Source organism: Mucilaginibacter puniceus (assembly GCF_054783175.1).
In genome coordinates this window covers 540,710-556,524 of the sequence record NZ_BAAGRB010000002.1, presented here as the reverse complement: position 1 = coordinate 556,524, position 15,815 = coordinate 540,710, and the positions used below count along the sequence as shown (strand labels likewise).

21 protein-coding genes are annotated in these 15,815 nt (G+C 40.5%); 14 read left to right on the top strand and 7 right to left on the bottom strand.

Annotation, left to right across the window (positions count from 1 at the left end):
* Nucleotides 1-97: 97 nt before the first annotated feature.
* Nucleotides 98-454: a dihydroneopterin aldolase gene (folB, locus tag ACYVJ6_RS09490; RefSeq protein WP_460693819.1), complete on the top strand. Its 357-nt coding sequence runs from the start codon at nt 98-100 to the stop codon at nt 452-454.
* 1 nt (nt 455) lies between these two features.
* Nucleotides 456-1,853 (top strand): FAD-binding oxidoreductase, encoded by a 1,398-nt coding sequence (locus tag ACYVJ6_RS09485; RefSeq protein WP_460693818.1) that lies wholly within the window; start codon nt 456-458, stop codon nt 1,851-1,853.
* A gap of 106 nt (nt 1,854-1,959) precedes the next feature.
* Here ACYVJ6_RS09485 and ACYVJ6_RS09480 read toward each other — a convergent pair whose 3' ends face one another.
* The 3 genes from ACYVJ6_RS09480 to ACYVJ6_RS09470 form a co-directional block, all read right to left on the bottom strand.
* A complete protein-coding gene (locus tag ACYVJ6_RS09480) occupies nt 1,960-2,574 on the bottom strand; it encodes a GIN domain-containing protein (protein ID WP_460693817.1) in 615 nt (204 codons plus the stop codon).
* Nucleotides 2,575-2,765: 191 nt separating this feature from the next.
* Entirely contained in the window at nt 2,766-3,515 is a 750-nt protein-coding gene (locus ACYVJ6_RS09475; RefSeq protein ID WP_460693816.1) for a DUF72 domain-containing protein, read from the bottom strand.
* Nucleotides 3,516-3,576: 61 nt separating this feature from the next.
* Nucleotides 3,577-4,053: a VOC family protein gene (locus ACYVJ6_RS09470; RefSeq protein ID WP_460693815.1), complete on the bottom strand. Its 477-nt coding sequence runs from the start codon at nt 4,051-4,053 to the stop codon at nt 3,577-3,579.
* A 147-nt stretch (nt 4,054-4,200) separates the two neighbouring features.
* On the opposite strand from ACYVJ6_RS09470, the gene ACYVJ6_RS09465 reads away from it, so the two are divergent.
* The 9 genes from ACYVJ6_RS09465 (at nt 4,201) to ACYVJ6_RS09425 (ending at nt 10,696) form a co-directional block, all read left to right on the top strand.
* Complete coding sequence (locus ACYVJ6_RS09465) at nt 4,201-5,181, top strand: Kelch repeat-containing protein (protein ID WP_460693814.1); 981 nt, start codon at nt 4,201-4,203, stop codon at nt 5,179-5,181.
* Between the two features lie 109 nt (nt 5,182-5,290).
* On the top strand, nt 5,291-5,713 hold the full coding sequence (locus tag ACYVJ6_RS09460) for a hypothetical protein (RefSeq protein ID WP_460693813.1): 423 nt from the start codon (nt 5,291-5,293) through the stop codon (nt 5,711-5,713).
* 77 nt (nt 5,714-5,790) lie between these two features.
* Complete coding sequence (gene rlmF, locus ACYVJ6_RS09455) at nt 5,791-6,708, top strand: 23S rRNA (adenine(1618)-N(6))-methyltransferase RlmF (protein WP_460693812.1); 918 nt, start codon at nt 5,791-5,793, stop codon at nt 6,706-6,708.
* Between the two features lie 55 nt (nt 6,709-6,763).
* On the top strand, nt 6,764-7,519 hold the full coding sequence (locus tag ACYVJ6_RS09450; protein WP_460693811.1) for an MBL fold metallo-hydrolase: 756 nt from the start codon (nt 6,764-6,766) through the stop codon (nt 7,517-7,519).
* 194 nt (nt 7,520-7,713) lie between these two features.
* A complete protein-coding gene (locus tag ACYVJ6_RS09445; RefSeq protein WP_460693810.1) occupies nt 7,714-8,469 on the top strand; it encodes a DUF4382 domain-containing protein in 756 nt (251 codons plus the stop codon).
* Nucleotides 8,470-8,538: 69 nt separating this feature from the next.
* A complete protein-coding gene (locus tag ACYVJ6_RS09440) occupies nt 8,539-8,931 on the top strand; it encodes a YidH family protein (protein WP_460693809.1) in 393 nt (130 codons plus the stop codon).
* A 2-nt stretch (nt 8,932-8,933) separates the two neighbouring features.
* Entirely contained in the window at nt 8,934-9,332 is a 399-nt protein-coding gene (locus tag ACYVJ6_RS09435; protein ID WP_460693808.1) for a cupin domain-containing protein, read from the top strand.
* Between the two features lie 66 nt (nt 9,333-9,398).
* Entirely contained in the window at nt 9,399-10,145 is a 747-nt protein-coding gene (locus ACYVJ6_RS09430; RefSeq protein ID WP_460693807.1) for a hypothetical protein, read from the top strand.
* Between the two features lie 20 nt (nt 10,146-10,165).
* Nucleotides 10,166-10,696 (top strand): DUF4199 domain-containing protein, encoded by a 531-nt coding sequence (locus tag ACYVJ6_RS09425; protein WP_460693806.1) that lies wholly within the window; start codon nt 10,166-10,168, stop codon nt 10,694-10,696.
* Here the strand turns inward: ACYVJ6_RS09425 and ACYVJ6_RS09420 are convergent.
* On the bottom strand, nt 10,689-11,933 hold the full coding sequence (locus ACYVJ6_RS09420; RefSeq protein WP_460693805.1) for a hypothetical protein: 1,245 nt from the start codon (nt 11,931-11,933) through the stop codon (nt 10,689-10,691). The genes ACYVJ6_RS09425 and ACYVJ6_RS09420 overlap by 8 nt on opposite strands.
* Before the next feature lie 110 nt (nt 11,934-12,043).
* On the opposite strand from ACYVJ6_RS09420, the gene ACYVJ6_RS09415 reads away from it, so the two are divergent.
* The 3 genes from ACYVJ6_RS09415 (at nt 12,044) to ACYVJ6_RS09405 (ending at nt 14,287) form a co-directional block, all read left to right on the top strand.
* Nucleotides 12,044-12,718 (top strand): 3-keto-disaccharide hydrolase, encoded by a 675-nt coding sequence (locus ACYVJ6_RS09415; protein ID WP_460693804.1) that lies wholly within the window; start codon nt 12,044-12,046, stop codon nt 12,716-12,718.
* Between the two features lie 175 nt (nt 12,719-12,893).
* Nucleotides 12,894-13,643, top strand: coding sequence for a glucose 1-dehydrogenase (locus tag ACYVJ6_RS09410; RefSeq protein ID WP_460693803.1), 750 nt, complete (start codon nt 12,894-12,896; stop codon nt 13,641-13,643).
* A 62-nt stretch (nt 13,644-13,705) separates the two neighbouring features.
* Nucleotides 13,706-14,287, top strand: coding sequence for a TetR/AcrR family transcriptional regulator (locus tag ACYVJ6_RS09405; protein WP_460693802.1), 582 nt, complete (start codon nt 13,706-13,708; stop codon nt 14,285-14,287).
* Nucleotides 14,288-14,291: 4 nt separating this feature from the next.
* Here ACYVJ6_RS09405 and ACYVJ6_RS09400 read toward each other — a convergent pair whose 3' ends face one another.
* From ACYVJ6_RS09400 to ACYVJ6_RS09390, 3 genes are read right to left on the bottom strand one after another with little or no spacing between them, the layout of a single operon-like run.
* Nucleotides 14,292-14,849, bottom strand: coding sequence for a DUF4256 domain-containing protein (locus tag ACYVJ6_RS09400; protein ID WP_460693801.1), 558 nt, complete (start codon nt 14,847-14,849; stop codon nt 14,292-14,294).
* Nucleotides 14,842-15,429: a YdeI/OmpD-associated family protein gene (locus ACYVJ6_RS09395; protein ID WP_460693800.1), complete on the bottom strand. Its 588-nt coding sequence runs from the start codon at nt 15,427-15,429 to the stop codon at nt 14,842-14,844. The genes ACYVJ6_RS09400 and ACYVJ6_RS09395 overlap by 8 nt, the downstream gene beginning before the upstream one ends.
* 1 nt (nt 15,430) lies before the next feature.
* A complete protein-coding gene (locus tag ACYVJ6_RS09390; RefSeq protein WP_460693799.1) occupies nt 15,431-15,814 on the bottom strand; it encodes a DoxX family protein in 384 nt (127 codons plus the stop codon).
* Nucleotide 15,815: the final 1 nt, after the last annotated feature.

Sequence of the window (15,815 nt, the reverse complement as noted above, 5' to 3'; positions counted from 1 at the left end):
TTTAGCAAAAATCCGCGCTACCACAAACAAGGGATTAACTAAACAATTCTATTAGAAACTTAATTGTCATTTTGCTATTCTTACTTACATTTGAAACATGATTAAAATAGCTTTACACGGAGCAGAGTTTTTTGCCTACCATGGTTTTTATCCGGAGGAACAGAAGCTGGGTACTTGTTTTTTGGTAGATATGGAAGTAAGTTTTACTCCCGCAGCCGACCTGAGCGATGATAATTTGGAGAATACGGTTGATTACGAACAACTGCATGCCATTGCTGCTGACGAAATGAAGCAAACCAAAAAGCTTATAGATACCGTGGCGCAATCTATCCTCAATAAAATAAAAACCAAATACCCGTTTGCCGAGAAAATAGAGGTGAGCATTAAAAAGCTTAACCCGCCATTGGGCTGTAAAGTAGCCGATTCAAACGTGGTAATTACCTATAGCAAATAACATGGCTTTTAATAAAATAACACCTGAACTTTTAACTGCTATAAAAGCCATAGTTGGCGATGAAGCGGTAATAACTGCCGAAGCGGGACTGGAAAAATACAGTCGCGATGAAACCGAGGACCTGGTTTATTATCCCGAAGTAGTAGCCAAACCTAAAACACCCGAAGAAGTTTCGGCATTGATGAAGTTGTGTAATGAAAACATGATACCGGTAACTCCGCGTGGCGCAGGCACAGGTTTAAGTGGCGGCGCATTGCCCATAATGGGCGGCTTGTTGCTGGCAATGGAGCGGTTCAACAAAATAATAGAAATTGACGAAGCAAACCTGCAGGCAACCGTTGAACCGGGTGTAATTACCGAGGAATTTATCAATGCCGCTGCTGATAAAGGTTTACTATATCCTATTGATCCCGCCAGCAAGGGTAGTTGTTTTATTGGCGGGAACGTGTCGCATGGCTCGGGCGGGCCAAGGGTGGTTAAGTACGGAACCATACGCGAGTATATTTTAAATCTGCAGGTGGTTTTGCCTAATGGCGATATGATATGGACAGGTGCCAATACCTTAAAATATGCGTCGGGATATAATTTAACGCAGCTAATGATCGGCTCAGAAGGTACTTTGGGTATTATTACCAAAATTGTGGTAAAACTAATTCCGTTGCCTACGCAAAATGCATTGATGCTGGCTTCTTTTCCAAGTAATGAAGCTGCCAGCAGTGCGGTATCGGCTATATTCAGGGCCGGTGTAGTGCCTTCGGCATTGGAGTTTATGGAGCGGCGGGGATTTGAGTGGGTAATAGAGCATGATGGTATTGTTTTCGATCTGAAAGAAGGGGCGGAAGCATTTTTACTGATAGAGGTAGACGGAACTAACCTTGACGTCATATTCACTGATTGCGAGGCTATAAATACCGTTTTAGAGGAATTTGGCTGTATGGATGTTTTGTTTGCCGATGCCTTTGCCCAAAAGGAAGAACTATGGCACATCAGGCGTACTATGGCTGTTTCGGTTAAATCAAATTCAATTTATAAAGAGGAGGATGCTGTGGTACCACGTGCCGCGCTGCCACATTTAATAAAAGGCATTAAAGATATCGGTGCCAAATATGGCTTTGATTCGGTATGCTATGGACACGCCGGCGATGGCAATGTACACCTCAACATTCTTAAAGCATCCATGAGTGATGAGGATTGGAACACTAAACTGAAAGATGGAGTTAGCGAAATATTTGAACTTACCGTGGCTTTAGGCGGTACTATATCCGGCGAGCATGGCATAGGCCTTGTACAAAAGGATTATATGCCGATAAAATATAGCGAGATACATTTTGCACTATGGCGCGGTATCAAACAAGTATTTGATAAAAATGGGATATTGAATCCTGGGAAAATATTTTAACAAAAAAAGCCGTCCGCGATCCAGGCGAACGACTTTTAAACATACTTATAATTATAGAAAAGGTTTAGGGTATTGTAATAGGGGTATTAGGGGTATTTAGTATTTATTAAATGCTGGCCATCACTCTTGGAGCATTGCGGAACGCCGGGCTTACCGGTGCAACAACCCTGTTCTCGGTAGTGGTCATGGCAGCAAGTGCAGTACGGTTAACTGTTGCAGCGTAGCTGTAAGTTAAGTTGTACTCCATAACATCGCCTGATAAGTCGGCTTTAGCCTGGTCATTTACATTAATGCTGGCTGCATAGTTGTTTAATTGTAAACCTGCATAAGCATTGTTGTATAAGTCTACGCTTAGATCAACTAAAGCTAATTTATCAGATTTGATAACCGCGTTATCATAAGCAACTACATTACGCAGGTCAGTTACCGTAACTTCAACTAATAATTTTTTTGCTTTATCATAATTAGTGATACGTAAAGTACCGTTTTGCTCTTGTACCAACGCGTTGCTGGCATAGTAAGCGGTATCGTATACTTTTACAGCATCTTTAGTACCGTTGGTGACAAATACTTCCACGTTACCACGTGCTTCAATTTTATTGATGTTTTTGATACCGGTTAAAGTGATATGATCGGTAGTGGTTGCTGCAGTAGCTTTAGTAGTGCTAACAGTTGCTGTTAATATTACTGCTGCGATAAGGGTTAATATGGTAGTTTTCATGATATAATATTTTAATGTTGTTAATGTCTCTGTTTGTTATTTACACCCTTATGACTACGTGAATTACAATTTGTTAATCCAAATTTTGGTGTAATAGACACACTACCTGTAACCGGCTACCAACGCCTGTATTTTATAGACGAACGGGTTGCGGTTTTTTGTAACGATGGAGAGAAAAGGTAAAGTAAAGATCAAATTCCGATCATTCTATTCAATGTAATTAGGTTTTGCAGGGCATCGCCCATGGTATTATTAAAGTAGGCAAATATGGTTTTTCCTTCATCCCGCCAGTTGCAAATATAGCTGGCATATTCTGCCAGGTGCTCATCGGTATAGCTGCCGCGATAGCCCCCATGAGGGCCATGAAAACGCAGGAATACAAAAGGTACATCGCTATCAATAAACGGTGTGGCTGACTTGGGCATATCCTGTATTACCATAGCCATTTGATAATTTTCCAACAACTCATAAACATCATCGATATACCACGACTTGTTCCTGAACTCAACGGCTACTTTCCATTCGCGATCAACATCTATCATAACAATAGCATCCAGCAAAACCCGTAACTGGTTAATATTTACACCCAGGCTTGGAGGGAACTGTATCAGCAAACAACCTTTTTTACTACCTGCACCATTAATGGCATTCATAAATTTTTCCAGGTCCTGTGGTTTAAAGGCCAGGTCTTTATTATGGGTGATGTCTCGCCAAAGCTTAAAGGTAAATTTAAAATCAGCAGGCACATCTGCCGCCCATTTTTGGACGGTGGATTGCATAGGTGCTTTGTAAAATGAACTGTTTATCTCCAGGCTATTAAACAACGAGGCATAGTAACATAACCTGCTTTTATCCCGGTAATCGGGCGGGAATAATGATTTATTGGGTACAGGAAGTACAATATTACTGGTGCCGGTATAAATGTTATCCTTGTAACTCATAAATTATGCGGCGCATAGGCACGCCGCATAATTAACAGTTATGGCCTTATTATGTTGCTGATTATTTTCCGTCGGCAGCGGCTTTTAACGCGGCGATATCCAGTTTTACCATTTGCATCATGGCTTTCATCGCCCTGTCCGCCCTGGCGTGGTCTGGGTCACCCAAAAGTTTGCTTAGTACAGAAGGTATTATTTGCCATGATACGCCAAATTTATCTTCCAGCCAGCCGCAACGCGATTCTTTACCTCCGCTTTCAATAAATTTGTTCCAGTAGTAATCTACTTCCTCCTGCGTTTCGCAGTTTACATAAAAGGAAATAGAAGGATTAAAAGAATACATGGGTCCCGCGTTTAACAACATAAATTGTTGCCCTTCCAGCTCAATAGTGCCGGTCATAATTGTACCTTCCTCACCGGGGCCGGTTTTGCCATAGCGGTGTACATTAATAGTTTTTGAGTTTTTAAATATGGAGGTATATAATTCTATAGCCTCGCCGGCATTATTGTCAAACCATAAAAATGGGGTTATTTTTTGCATGATGTATAGTTTAATAATGTGTTATACAAAATTATCTTTATTAAGTGGTCGGATGCGGGGCGTATAAGACAATTTTGCGGTGTAATTGTGCAAGGTGGTTAATATTGCGCTATATTTAACCAACCAATTATTCAATAAGATCAAATTATGAAAAGAATTTTCTTGCTTGTTTTTAGCATAGCTCTGTTTATAAGTACCGCCAACGCGCAGTTTGAAGGTTATACCTGGAAGGTAATAAAAACCACCGGTGATTTTTTAAAGCGCGAGGAAGCAGATTTTGTGGAGGTAAATGGTAAGTTCTACTTAATAGGCGGCAGAAAAATACAGGAAGTATCCATATTTGATCCCAAAACTTCTGCATGGTCAACAGGGGCTAAACCACCCATGGAGTTGCACCATTTTCAGGCGGCAGTATATAAAGACGAGATTTATTTAATATGCGCCATGACGGCCGGTTATCCGCACGAAAAACCGGTAGACAATATTTACATATATACTCCCAAAACAGACACCTGGCGCATGGGTGCCGCCATACCTGCAGACAGGAGGAGGGGATCAGCCGGCGTGGCATTATATAAAGATAAGTTTTACATTACCAGCGGTATATTAGATGGACATTATACAGGCAACGTAACCTGGGTAGATGTGTACGATCCTAAAACTGATAAGTGGACACAACTGGCTGATGCACCAACCGCACGCGACCATGCCCATGCAGCTATAATTGGCGATAAATTATATAGTATTGGCGGCGTACAGTCAAATGCAAAGGAGAATAAAGGATTGCAAGGCGTAGTAGCGCAGATTGATGTATATGATCTGAAAACCGGAAAATGGAGCGTAGCGGATGCTAAACTGGCCATTCCACGTGCAGGCAACGCTACCGTAGTTGTTGGTAACGAGATATTGGTTATAGCCGGCGAAAGCGCCAAACAGCGTGTAGCCCATAACGAGGTAGATGCTTACAATGTTAAAACCGGGCAGTTCAGGTCGTTACCACCATTGGTACAGGGCCGACATGCCGTTGGAGCCATTTATCACGACAAAAAAATATATACTGTAGCAGGCGTAGGCAATGCCGGTGGTTCGCCGTTATTAAGTAGCATTGAGGTTTTTAGTAAGGATTAAAATTTAGTTATCTTTGAAATCCTATTACCATATCAAATGAAACTAAGATTTTTTTTTGCCGCTTGTTTGCTGCATCGTTTTAATTAACAGCTGTAAAAAAGCGGATGAAATGCCTGAAGCCGCCACAAGTATATCCTTTAAGGTTGATGGGGTGCAAAAAACAATGACTCCGTGTAAAGTAACTATTCAACCTAATAACCTTACAGGGTTTACTGAGTTAAGACTAACTTCATATGTGGGAAAAGGAGATGAGGGTATCTACGTGTCCTTTATTCGGCCGACTATGTCAAATTTGACACAATATAAACCTAAAACATTATATTATTTTATCGGCGCAGCCAATGCGAATTTGTATCAGGCAAGTACTTTTGATGATGGCAGTTTTTTCCCAGACACTCCAGGTGAAGCAAAGTTTACAACTTTAACAGATGATTATGTGGCAGGCACTTTTAAATTTACCGGTTTGATATTTTCTACTATCGAAAAAAAGGAGATAACCGAAGGTAAATTTAGTTGTAAAATAACAAAGTAGAGAGTTGATTTCAATAGGATTTCTCAACCTGCCCGCAATGACATGGTGGGTAAATTTAGCTATCTTGTTAGCGAAATATGCCCGCAAATAAATCATCCGCTCCCGAAGAAAAAAATAACCTGCATCCGCGTAATAAGCACCGCCAGCGGTATGATTTCTCGCAGTTGATAGCCGCCAGTGCTGAATTAGCGGCGTATGTTGCCCCAAACCCGTACGGCGACCTGTCTGTTGATTTTAAAGATCCGCAAGCTGTAAAGGCCCTTAACCGTGCGTTGCTTCAATTTTTTTATAAGATTGATCTATGGGATATACCCGAAGGATATTTGTGCCCGCCAATACCCGGTAGGGCAGATTACATCCATTATTTAGCTGATCTGTTAGCCGCAGATAATAATAGCGTTATCCCGAAAGGTAAAAGCGTTAAGGTATTGGATGTTGGTGTAGGTGCCAATTGTATTTACCCATTAGTAGGCCACCGCGAGTATGGCTGGAGTTTTGTAGGATCAGATATTGACCACATTGCGGTTAACTCTGCCAAAAATATTGTTGAGGCTAATAAATTGGGTAAATCAATTACTATCCGCAAACAAAGTTCACCAACCGATATATTTCACGGCATTATCAAACCCGGCGAAAAGTTTGATGTAACCATTTGTAACCCGCCGTTTCATGCCTCTATGCAGGAAGCTACGGAGGGCACATCGCGCAAATGGAAAAACTTGGGCCATAAACAGCCATCATCCTCTCTCAACTTTGGTGGTAAAAATACCGAATTATGGTGCGAAGGCGGCGAAGAACGATTTGTGCGCCGCATGATAGAAGAAAGTACCCAATTTGCACAAAGTTGCCGCTGGTTTACCTCGCTGATATCTAAAAAGGAAACGCTGGAAAGCTGCTATCGTACATTGGAACGAGTAAAAGCGATGGAGGTGAAAACTATCCATATGTCTCAAGGGCAAAAAATTAGTCGGGTGCTGGCGTGGACGTTTAAATAGTTGGTATATTTAAACATCTTTGTGATTACCAATGTTAAACCATAAAATAAATACCATGAAATTTAAAATTGCACTTTCTTTATTGCTGTCGATGGCCGTAGCATTCGCTTATGCCCAACGCCCTGCTGCCGACCATGAGCCTGTTAAAACAGGGGATAACATCACTATACAACCCATTACCCATGCTACGTTGGTATTAACTTACCAGGGTAAAAATATATATGTTGACCCAACGGGCGGGGCAGATGCTTTTAAAGGTATGACTGCGCCGGATATGATTTTAATAACCGATATCCACGGCGACCATTTTGATCCTAAAACTATTGAGGCGGTTAATACCGCAAAGGCAGTTATTGTCGTTCCGCAGGCGGTGGCTGATAAATTGCCGGCCACTACCGATAAAAGTAAACTGGTAATTTTGAATAACGGTGATAAAACTATACAGTTATCCGGTATTACTATTGACGCTATCCCGATGTATAATTTGCCCGAATCGGCTACGGCCATGCACACCAAAGGCAGGGGTAATGGTTATGTGCTGACTATTGGCGGCAAACGGGTGTATATATCAGGTGATACGGCGGATATCCCCGAAATGCGCTCGTTAAAAAATATTGATGTGGCATTTGTATGCATGAACCTGCCTTATACCATGGATGTTGCTACCGCGGCAAAAGCGGTATTGGCTTTTAAACCAAAAGTGGTTTACCCGTACCATTATCGGGGACAGGATACCAATACATTTAAAGCTTTGGTTAATGCCGGGGATAAAAACATTGATGTGCGCCTGCGCGACTGGTATGCTAAATAATTATTATAAGTTAATAATATTATTTTGTAATAAATAATATTAGCATAATAAGTCGAAATTGTTCCTTATAGTGCACAAATGTACCGGATAGGAGTCAGTAAAATTGGGCATATGCACATATTATAGCTATATGTTTTATTGGGTATTGTTTTTGATATGATGGAGTTACTTAACTAAAATTAATTTAATCTATCATGAAAAAGCTACTATTATGTGCCCTGGCCCTAACCCTTACTATTTATGCCTGTAAAAAAAATGACGGCGGAGCTACTACCCGCGTAACCGTTAAAATGACGGATGCTCCCGGTGCATTTGATGCAGTTATCGTTAACATTAAAAGTGTTGTGGTTATTACAGATAAAGGCGAGACCACGTTAAACGTTGGTGGTGGCCCTATTGATATCCTGCGCTTCAGGATGGGTAAAGACACTATTCTTGCTGATCAGGACATACCCTCTGGAAAAATTCAACAAATCAGGTTAGTTTTAAATGAAACCGGTAACCGTGTAGTGGTTGGTGGCGTTTCGCAAGACCTAACCACTCCAAGCGGACAAACATCCGGTGTTAAGTTAAATGTACAGGATGTATTAACACCCGGAGTTGCTTACACCTTGCGTTTGGACTTTGATGCAGCAAAATCAATTGTATTAACCGGAAATGGTAAATATATTTTAAAACCGGTTATCCGTACCATTGCCGAAGCCGCTTCTGGTGCTTTAACAGGTATGGTATCACCCGCAGCAGCCTCAGCAAAAGTATACGCAATTGCAGGTGTTGATACAGTAGGAGCCATTGCCGATGCAACAGGTAAATTTTATTTCTCGGGTTTAGCAGCTGGTACTTATAATGTAGATGTTGTACCGGTTAGTCCTTATATATCAAAAACTGTAACCGGTGTAGTTGTTACTACCGGTGCTGTAAAAGATATGGGCACTATAACCCTGCAATAACTTATTTACTTAAAAAGATTAAAGGGCTGTACAATTTGTACGGCCCTTTTTATTAAATTAGTTTTCAATATGGAAACAAAAAAAACTTCCCCTCAATCAGTTCCTAATGTTGCCGACCACCTGGCTAATGAGCGCACTTTTTTAGCCTGGATACGCACCAGTATTGCCTTAATGGGGTTTGGCTTTGTAGTGGTTAAGTTTTCGTTGTTTGTAAAGCAGTTATCATTGATGCTTGCCGATAAAACAGTTGTTCCGGGTAAGGGGTTTTCGGCATACATTGGCATAAGTTTAGTAATAATTGGTGCCGCTACTGCTTTAATAGGATTTTTGCGGTACCGTCAAATAAGAAAGCAATTGCTTCATCAAAGCTTTGCCCCTTCATTTAACCTGCTATTGCTGCTTACTATCGCTGTTGTCGCGGTAAGCGGAATGTTAGTATGGTATTTAGTGCCTAATCTTTAAATATGAAAAATATCATTTTCCCTAAGGGCGATAAAGTGAACCCGGACTACTTTGTAGGAACTGCCTGGTTGAATACCTTAGTACCGCAGGATGAAACCGGAACATATATAGTTAACAATGTATCGTTTGAGCCGAGCGGCCGCACCAACTGGCATACTCATGCTACCGGGCAGATATTATTAGTAACTGATGGTGAGGGCTTTTACCAGGAAAAGGGTAAACCTGCAAGGCCTTTAGCCAAAGGCGATGTGGTAGTCATTCCGTCAACCGTTGAGCACTGGCATGGCGCATCAAAAAATAGTGGCATGATACATATAGCCATCACCAATAACTCGCCCGAAGGGCCGGTTAAATGGTTAGCGCCGGTTACTGCAGAAGAATATGAGAGTGTACATGGGTAAATGATTGATTATCTTGGCTAAACATAAAATAAGTGTTAATTTTAAGTTCCAATTAGTCATTGAACCATGAAAGCAAAACTTAAATTTTTACTGGTCACTTTAGTGTCGATATCAGCAACCGCGATATTTATCTCATTCAAAACTACCACGATAGATTCCAAAGACCTAAAAGGCGCGTGGGAGTATGGTCCGGCAAATAACCATACCGTAATGATCAATACCGATAAGGTATTTTCTGTGGCTACTTATGATGGCCCCGGTAAAAAGTTTATCAGCTCGTATGGTGGTACCTGGCGGGTAGACGGTAATAAGTTGATCCAAAAAATAGAATGGAACAGTAAAGAGCCTGAACAGGTAGGGAAGGAGATCACTACTGATGCCACGTTAGCAGGCAATAAACTTACTGTGGCCGCAACCAAAGAAACCTGGAATAAAATTGCTGAGGATAGATCCAACGAATTAACCGGCGCCTGGATAATTACCGGCAATTACACCAATGATAAAGTAAGCAAACGCCCTGCGCCGTTTTTTCCAAGAAGAACGATGAAGGTGCTGGCGGGCTCGCGTTTCCATTGGATAGCTTATAATGTAGAAGCTAAACAATTTATAAATGCGGGCGGCGGTAGCTACTCTGCGAAGGATGGAAAATACACAGAGCAGGTGGAGTTTTTTACTAAAACGCCCGAGAGTGTAGGCAAAACTCTTAATTTTCAATATTCATTTGTAGATGGCGACTGGCGCCATAAAGGCGAAAAATCAACCGGCGGCCCTTTAGATGAATGCTGGAGTAAACGCGAAACATTAGAAAAATAAAATCCTAAAACGTAAAAAATATGAAACGTGTTGTTTTACTATTTGGTTTATTGCTGGGCGTGTTGTTCTCTATAAACCTGGTTTATATGGTTTACCTGTGCTACAATGATCCTAATTTTACGCCTAATATGTTTTTGGGTTTCGCGGTGATGCTGGTAATGTTATCTACAGTTTATTTCGGTATAAGAAATTATAGAGATAAACAGCTGAATGGTACCATCTCATTAGTGAAGGCTTTTAAAACAGGTGGTTTAATTGCTTTAATCGGCTCAACCATTTATGTTGTGGTTTGGCTAATAATGTATTATCTGTATGTTCCGGATTTTATGGATAAGTATGCCGTGCAGGAGTTAAGAAATGCTATAAAAAATGGTGCGTCTTTAAAAGAAATAGCCAAAATAAAACAAGACACTGAAAGCTACAAAGAACTATATAAAAGTCCCGTTTGGGTAGTAATATTAACCTACATAGAGGTTTTCCCTTTAAGCCTTGCCATAGCCTTTATTAGCGCGCTTGTTTTGAAAAGAAAAAATCCTAAACAAGTTATTTAAATCCAAATATCATTGGAAATAAAAAGGTAACGATGATAGTCCAGATGGCATAAAACGGAAGGTAAAAGGCAATAGCTCTTTCTACTCCGGACAGGTCTGTCTTTTTGAATAATGTTCTGAAAAGCTGCGCGGTTACCAATAGTAAATTGATCAAAATTAACAGGTTGCTACCCAATACCGCGGCCCGGTTTGGCGTAATTCCCCATTCATTAATACGCACAATAATAGCCGAAAGTGCAACGCCATTAACTATAATAGTTACTGCGGATAATAAGAACAGCACCCATAGCTGTATATGGTTTTTAGGTGTTTTTGATGTTTCGGCAACCGAGAAGAAAATGATGGCCATTACACCTATCAGCAAAGCGTTAAATATCATTAAAAACTCACGGTCGTTATAAGGGTTTTTGCCCGAGTACACTATGGCTATAAGGTAGGCTACCAGCATAATTAATACCAGCGGACTAAACAGTTTGGCTATTACCGGCGAAACTTTACCCACCAATTGTGGGTTGGTTTGAGTAAGATAGGTACCCACAATTGGTGCCCCGGCAAGTCCAAAAATGCCTACATACTTAAAATAAAATTCCTCTATCCTTAAACCAATTAATGAGAAAAGCCCTACGGTTATAGCACTCATGATCCCACCCGCTATCAGGATAAGCCCGGTCATCACCAAAAGGTCGCCGTTATATTTTAAAAAGGCTATCCGTTTGGTATCATCATTTATTTTATTGCCTACAAAAGCAAAACCTAATATCGACCATAAAAACAAACCTAAATGAAGGCAGGCTAATATTAACGTGTCGCTTTTTTTAACGTCAGGCAGTAAATTGATATAAAATATACTGGCAACGGTTACGCCAACAATCAAAGCAATTTTTTGAGTCGATAATTTGTTTTTCCAGGCGAAGTATGCCGTTAGCAGTGGAAGAACAATAAAACCAATATTGCGGTGATAAAAGAAATCTTCGTTTATAGCAAAGTAAGCAGGAAGCTTTGCAATATTCCCGGCAATTAATGCGGCAATTATTACGATTAATAACTCTTTACCTGTGCCCCAATTAATATCATTGGTTTCATACTTGAGCCTTTCGTTCCAGGCATCGGCAAGTAAGTTGCCTTTTATCCCGGGATAAAGTGTTCCAAACTCTCCTTTAAACGCTGCTTTATTGCTTCTGTACAGTTTTTCAAGTTCTGTCGGTTTGTCCAAATTAGCCAGTATTTCCTCTTTCATGATCTATTCATTTATATTGTTAAACAAATTAAATAAAAGTACTTTGTATTTCAAAGTATTATTGAGAAAAAATAAAATATATTTGATAACACCAATTAAACCAACTTGTTATGAGAATAATATTATTAGCCTGCTTTTTATTTACCGGACATTTTGTAAATGCGCAAAGTGTTGCTAAAGTGCAAACGTTATTTAATGGCACCGACCTGAAGGGTTGGTACACCTTTTTTAATAGCAAGGGGAAAAATAATGATCCTGATAAAGTATTTACTGTACACGATAAACTGCTGCATATCACCGGGCAGGAATTTGGTTATATAGCCACTGAAAAATCTTACAAAGATTTTCATTTGGTAGTTGAGTTTAAGTGGGGAATCAAAAAGTATGCACCCAGGGCTGCTGATACCACAAAGCGTGACAATGGTATATGTTTTTTTGTGCCTGCTAACGCGGCGGATAAAGTATGGCCAAAATCAATTGAGTGCCAGATACAGGAAGGGGACGTAGGTGATATATGGCTGATTGATTATACCACCGTAGTTGTTGATGGCAAGCGCACAGTACCTAAGGATTACAACCGGGTGCAAAAGAAAAAAGATGGGGAAAAACCAAATGGCGAATGGAACCGTGTAGAGGTGATAGCTAATAAGGGAAAAATACAATATATCGTAAATGGTGTGGTGGTAAATGAGGCCGAATCACCGTCGGAAACTGAAGGAAAGATACTGGTACAATCAGAAGGGGCAGAAATTTATTATAGAAAAATTGAAATAACAGAATTGTAATCTGTTTACAATTTAACAGCATAAAAAGCCTGATCCGCCATAGCGGACCAGGCTTTTTTATTAGGGGATTTGTCATCAAAAACTAATAAATAAAAATAACGGAACGATTGTTCCAATATGTGTTTACATTTGCGGAACGATTATTCCAAAATAAAAAAAATAATCATCTCATAACATGAAAAAATTAGAAAATAAAGTAGCGGTAGTGACCGGAGCATCAAAAGGAATTGGAGCCGGAATTGCTAAAGAATTAGCCGCAGCCGGTGCTTCCGTAGTCATAAACTATTCTTCTGCTAAAGCAGGAGCAGACAAAGTAGTTGAAGATATTGTTGCCGCAGGCGGTAAAGCTATTGCCGTACAGGCCGATGTCGCCAAAAAAGCGGATGTTGAAAGATTATACGCCGAAACCAAAGCGGCATTTGGTGCCGTAGATGTGTTGGTGAATAATGCCGGTGTTTACCAGTTTGGCGCTTTGGCCGATATTACCGAAGAAGAATTTCATCGCCAGTTTAACACCAATGTATTGGGCCTGCTGTTAGCTACACAAGGCGCGGTAAATAACTTTAATGATAAAGGCGGAAGTATTATCAATATCAGTTCAACCGTAACCAGGATAACCCCTCCGGGAAGTTCAGTCTACACCGGTACTAAAGGAGCCGTTGATTCCATTACCCAGGTTTTATCAAAGGAGTTGGGCCATAAAAAAATACGTGTTAATGCTATCAACCCGGGTATTGTTGAAACCGAGGGAACCCATACTGCCGGTTTTATTGGCAGCGATTTCCATTTGGAAGCGGAGAAGCAAGCACCATTGGGCCGTATCGGTCAGCCTAATGATATCGCAACTATTGCTACATTTTTAGCCTCTGAAGATTCAGGTTGGTTAACCGGCGAAATTTTACTTGCCAGCGGCGGCATACGTTAATCTGCCTCTTTAAATCAATAAAAATCAATAGCTTTGCCTTAAACAGGCAAAGCTATTTTACTATGGCAAGGACGAAAGATTTTGACGAGAACGAAGTACTAAACAAAGCTATATGCCTGTTTTGGCATAAGGGGTACAATGGTACGTCTATGCAGGACCTGGTGGACGGTTTGGGTATAAGCCGCTCAAGCCTGTATGATACTTATGGCGACAAGCACACGCTTTATTTAAAGGCTTTAGAAAGCTATGAACAATCGGCCGGGAGTGAGTTAAGCCGTATTTTAACCGGGGCAAAATCTGCAAAAGAAAAACTAAAGCAGTTGATGGAATGGGTGGTTTACAACTTGGTAAATGACAAGGATCATAAAGGTTGTTTTATGGTAAATGCCAAAATTGAAACCGCAGGTACCGACCCTGATGTTTATGCCGTTGTTTGCAGAAGCGAACAGCAGGTTATTGATGCCTTTTATAAAACCATTAAAACAGGGCAGGATAAAGGCGAGCTAACCAATAAGCAAGATGCACACACACTGGCAAATTTTATGGTGAATACAGTTAATGGTATGCGCGTAACCGCCAAATCAACTACGGATAAAAGTTTTTTTGACGATATTATCAGTACTACATTAAAGGTGTTGGATTAATGTATTACACTCTTAATACACCTCTAAATCCTCGCGCAGCATAATAAGATTCCGCCCCGTTATGATAGGTAAACACAGTATCGTAGCGCCTATCACAAAATATAGCTCCGCCCAGTTTGCGGATATGATCCGGTGTTTTTACCCAACTGGATGTTTTGAGGTCGAACTTGCCTAATTGTTGTAAGTAACGATATTCTTCTTCGTTTAGCAATTCAATACCCATTTCTTCGGCCACATCCATAGTGGTATTTGTAGGCTTGTGTTCCTTGCGCGCATTGTGAGCTGCACGGTCATAACAAAGGCTCCTGCGCTCCTTAGGGCTTTCGGGCGAGCAATCGTAAAATAAATATTCGCCTGTTTTCTCATCATAGCCAACTACGTCAGGTTCTCCGCCTGTGAATTCCATTTCGTCTAACGACCATAGCTTTCCAGGTTTAGCCTCCAATTTTGCCTGTACTTTTGCCCACTCCAAACCGGGGTGACGGTTCATATTCTGCTCAAATCGGTTTTTTAATATGCCTAGCAGTTCGGTACTTTGATCGGGTGATAATTGCTTAGTCATTTAGTCCCTTTCCGTTAAGTATTAGCGGTATGTATTTTTCGACCCTTGCCTCGCGGGTTTTTGATTGTTTGGCTTGCGAAAAGTAAAGCTTGTAGGCACGCTGTCTGCCAGGAGTCAGCGCCTCAAAAGCGGTTTTTAACTCAGGTATTTTATCCAGCTTGTATTGAAACTCTGCCACAGTTTCAAAATCTTCGGTTTTTTTCAATTCAACCTTTAAGCCTGCTTTTTCTATTTCAACGGCTTCATGGATAATTCTTTTAAGTATCGAGGCCTGTTCCTCTATCTCTTTGATATGGGTGAACCTAATTTGGCGCGCCGACTGTACATTGTCTGATTGTTTAATTAACAGGCCATGGTCGTTATTTAGCAACGCACCTTTAAAGAACAATAAAGCACAATACTCTTTAAAGCCATGTATTAAAACAACGTTGCTTTTACCAAGCATATAGCAGGCCTGTCCCCATTTTAAATCTTCATTTAACCCGGTAGATAAAGCAATGTTTCTTAATTGTTTAAACTCCTGCTGCCACTGTTGTGGTTTTTCAAAAATGAAATCAACTTTTGGATTACTAATATTCATCTTAATTAAGTTCGCTTATTTTTCTATCGGCAGGCCTGAAATACCAGGACAAAATAATAAAAATAGTTTGCATCAATGGTCCTATAATAGCCTTTAAGCTGGCATCGCCACTTGCCAGGTGCGAAATAAGCGCACCCGTCATCAAAAAAAATAAACCTGCGTAAGCCCACTCTTTAATTAATTTGAATCCTGGAACTAAAATGGCAATTACCCCCAGTAGTTTCCATGTACCTATAATGTAAAGTAAATATGAGGGATAACCCAAAGGGGTAATTAAGGTAATCATATCTTTTGCCTGGAGTATTTGCGCCAGGCCACTTCCTAACATACCAACCGACATTAAAGTGGTAGCCAGCCAATAAATAATTGAATTTCTTTTTTTCATA

Coding starts and splice junctions, on each gene's coding strand:
- folB (WP_460693819.1), top strand. CDS start 98: ATGATTAAAATAGCTTTACACGGAGCAGAGTTTTTTGCCTACCATGGT.
- ACYVJ6_RS09485 (WP_460693818.1), top strand. CDS start 456: ATGGCTTTTAATAAAATAACACCTGAACTTTTAACTGCTATAAAAGCC.
- ACYVJ6_RS09480 (WP_460693817.1), bottom strand. CDS start 2,574: ATGAAAACTACCATATTAACCCTTATCGCAGCAGTAATATTAACAGCA.
- ACYVJ6_RS09475 (WP_460693816.1), bottom strand. CDS start 3,515: ATGAGTTACAAGGATAACATTTATACCGGCACCAGTAATATTGTACTT.
- ACYVJ6_RS09470 (WP_460693815.1), bottom strand. CDS start 4,053: ATGCAAAAAATAACCCCATTTTTATGGTTTGACAATAATGCCGGCGAG.
- ACYVJ6_RS09465 (WP_460693814.1), top strand. CDS start 4,201: ATGAAAAGAATTTTCTTGCTTGTTTTTAGCATAGCTCTGTTTATAAGT.
- ACYVJ6_RS09460 (WP_460693813.1), top strand. CDS start 5,291: ATGCCTGAAGCCGCCACAAGTATATCCTTTAAGGTTGATGGGGTGCAA.
- rlmF (WP_460693812.1), top strand. CDS start 5,791: ATGCCCGCAAATAAATCATCCGCTCCCGAAGAAAAAAATAACCTGCAT.
- ACYVJ6_RS09450 (WP_460693811.1), top strand. CDS start 6,764: ATGAAATTTAAAATTGCACTTTCTTTATTGCTGTCGATGGCCGTAGCA.
- ACYVJ6_RS09445 (WP_460693810.1), top strand. CDS start 7,714: ATGAAAAAGCTACTATTATGTGCCCTGGCCCTAACCCTTACTATTTAT.
- ACYVJ6_RS09440 (WP_460693809.1), top strand. CDS start 8,539: ATGGAAACAAAAAAAACTTCCCCTCAATCAGTTCCTAATGTTGCCGAC.
- ACYVJ6_RS09435 (WP_460693808.1), top strand. CDS start 8,934: ATGAAAAATATCATTTTCCCTAAGGGCGATAAAGTGAACCCGGACTAC.
- ACYVJ6_RS09430 (WP_460693807.1), top strand. CDS start 9,399: ATGAAAGCAAAACTTAAATTTTTACTGGTCACTTTAGTGTCGATATCA.
- ACYVJ6_RS09425 (WP_460693806.1), top strand. CDS start 10,166: ATGAAACGTGTTGTTTTACTATTTGGTTTATTGCTGGGCGTGTTGTTC.
- ACYVJ6_RS09420 (WP_460693805.1), bottom strand. CDS start 11,933: ATGAAAGAGGAAATACTGGCTAATTTGGACAAACCGACAGAACTTGAA.
- ACYVJ6_RS09415 (WP_460693804.1), top strand. CDS start 12,044: ATGAGAATAATATTATTAGCCTGCTTTTTATTTACCGGACATTTTGTA.
- ACYVJ6_RS09410 (WP_460693803.1), top strand. CDS start 12,894: ATGAAAAAATTAGAAAATAAAGTAGCGGTAGTGACCGGAGCATCAAAA.
- ACYVJ6_RS09405 (WP_460693802.1), top strand. CDS start 13,706: ATGGCAAGGACGAAAGATTTTGACGAGAACGAAGTACTAAACAAAGCT.
- ACYVJ6_RS09400 (WP_460693801.1), bottom strand. CDS start 14,849: ATGACTAAGCAATTATCACCCGATCAAAGTACCGAACTGCTAGGCATA.
- ACYVJ6_RS09395 (WP_460693800.1), bottom strand. CDS start 15,429: ATGAATATTAGTAATCCAAAAGTTGATTTCATTTTTGAAAAACCACAA.
- ACYVJ6_RS09390 (WP_460693799.1), bottom strand. CDS start 15,814: ATGAAAAAAAGAAATTCAATTATTTATTGGCTGGCTACCACTTTAATG.